At 41.0% G+C, this 693-nt stretch carries 1 pseudogene; it reads left to right on the top strand.

The annotated features are described in order from the left end of the window. Nucleotides 1-514: pseudogene (locus RTL21_RS08250) on the top strand (VWA domain-containing protein); the annotation flags it as partial. Nucleotides 515-693: the final 179 nt, after the last annotated feature.

Genomic DNA, 693 nt, shown 5'->3' with positions numbered 1-693 from the left:
GGATGGAAACGTTTCTGTTTACCAATCAGGCTTTACTGTCCCATATTCAGACGAATATTTAATGACAGGAGCAAATGAAGAAAAGCTAGATGAGCTTCTAGCGATAACAGGGGGATCACAGCTAGAGAAAGAATCACAAGCGTTTCGCCCATTAAAGAATCCGGTTAAGCAAAAGCAGGAAATTACCAAAGTCCTGCTGCTAATCAGCTTTCTTCTCTTGTTTATAGAAATAGCGATTAGAAGATTTGGATTGCCAGTGAAATTAGTTGCTGTGTTTGAAAAGAGGGAAAGTGTTAAGAAGCAAAGGGCTCGAATGGCTACTAAGGAAAAGAAAAGAATAGCACCGAAAGAGACGCCTGTTGCTAAAAAGAAAGATGTACAGCCGGATTCTAGTAGTGAAACAAATGAGAAGCAAGCAAAGCCGCTGAAAAGGACAAAGGCGGTAAATGAAAAGATAGAGAGTGACAATCATTTAGATCAACTGTTAGAGATGAAGAGGAAGAAAAAGCGATGAAGTAGATGGTGTGAAACTGCAGGCGAGCTTTATTAGTTGTCTGCAGTTTTTTGATTTTTTTCAGAGGGAGGTACTCTAAGCCCGATTGGGAGAAAAAGCAGGGGAGAAGGTAATAGAGAAAGGCTCTCTAAGCCCGTCTGGGAGAAAAAGTGGATGCGAAGGTAACAGAGAAAGGTTCT

The organism is Niallia sp. (assembly GCF_031978665.1).
GTDB lineage: Bacteria > Bacillota > Bacilli > Bacillales > Cytobacillaceae > Niallia.
This window is presented reverse-complemented; position numbering and strand designations above follow the sequence as displayed.